General features: G+C 62.0%; 1 protein-coding gene. It reads left to right on the top strand.

Annotation, left to right across the window (positions count from 1 at the left end; all coding sequences use genetic code 11):
• Nucleotides 1-439: 439 nt before the first annotated feature.
• On the top strand, nt 440-637 hold the full coding sequence (locus tag RSO01_RS46770; protein WP_147157475.1) for a hypothetical protein: 198 nt from the start codon (nt 440-442) through the stop codon (nt 635-637).
• The last annotated feature ends 743 nt before the right edge of the window (nt 638-1,380 follow it).

The raw sequence follows: 1,380 nt of genomic DNA, 5'->3' as shown, positions 1-1,380 counted from the left end.
CCCGCGGGCCGGTGGGCTCTTTCAAGAGCGACTCCGGCTCGTGCCGCGATCTCACGCTCAAGCTCCGCGCCCGCCGAGGCGCTGGCGGAGTTCAGGCGCCTGCTCGCATCGGAGCGGGCGCCGGGTGTTCGTCGGGGGTAGCTCTAACCCCAAATAGATCGCGGAACGTGCGAAATTGCACAGCGTCCCTGAGCGCGGCGATGTATCCGTGCGCAATGGTTCCAGAAGGCACCTCTGGCAAGTGGTCGATTTGGGCTACGCACCCCAAGCGTCTGGGCGGCATTGCGGAATTGTACGCCACTGAAGACTCTGTCGCCGCCAGGGCTGCTGACCTCAGGCAAGCCGGCTACTTGGTCGACATCTTCCTTTCGCGACCGGCCCGTCCGCCGGGCGGCTCTTCGCGAGGGCTCTCCGCCCTAGGCGCGATGGACGATTGCCAATGAGGAAGATCGTTGATGTCTTCGTGACGGACCGGATTGTTGCTTCATACCCCGTCGTAGCCGAACGGCTCGCGGGTCCGACACTGAATGACGAACACTACGTCGAACTCGTGAAGGCCCAGATGCAGGACTCTGGCTGCTACAGCTCGGATGAGCGCGCCGCCGCCAAGTTCATGGTGCGTAGGCTGCAGGACTAGTCTTCCTCGCGGCCGGCCCACCGGTTGGGGTTTAACCGCCTGCCAGAGTCAAAATCTGACTCACTGGAGCGTTTTTCGGGCTGGAACGATGTTTTTCCTGTCCCTCGCCGGAGCCTCTGTACGAGTCAGAAAACGGCCCTGGCGTCGATCCCACCTAGTCGTGGTGGTTTGAGCTATAGCCTGCCCACAGGAACAAGGGTCATGCGTGGATCGATCTTGCGATATCCGCGCCTGTCGATGATCCAAGGTTGCTCGCGGTATGGAGGCAACTCGTCGGCTGCCGTCCTGGGCAGCAAGACTGGCTGCCCAACCTCAATCGCGGCCACTGGCTCGTTCGCGGAACGAAGCAGATTGGCCAGTACTGAATATGCATTCATAGGGGCCTACCCTTCGTACAGATCGTTGCCGGCGAGACGGGTGTAGGCCTGTGAAAGCCGGGTCGATGTGATATTCGCCACACCCAAAGCTGATGTCATCAATCAGTCCACCTACCTGCCGCGGGCCAAATCTATTCCACGAGCAGCGAGAGCGCCCGCGCCGTCGTGCGGGGCGTGCAGGCAAGCGTCACCAAGCTCAAGACATTGCCGCACTCGGCAGGCCCGTGGCATCCGCACTCCTCGGGGCAATGTCGTTTAGGCGCCCGCCTACTCGGCGCGAGTGCGGGTTAGATTTCAAATCACGGGCCGAACCCGGCTGCGCGAATTGGATGAGGGTGTTGTAGCCCTTGCGGGAGACCGTGGCTT

Source organism: Reyranella soli, assembly GCF_007992495.1.
Classification (GTDB): domain Bacteria; phylum Pseudomonadota; class Alphaproteobacteria; order Reyranellales; family Reyranellaceae; genus Reyranella; species Reyranella soli.
The sequence above is the reverse complement of the archived record's forward strand: the minus strand, read 5'-3'. Positions and strand labels throughout refer to the sequence as shown.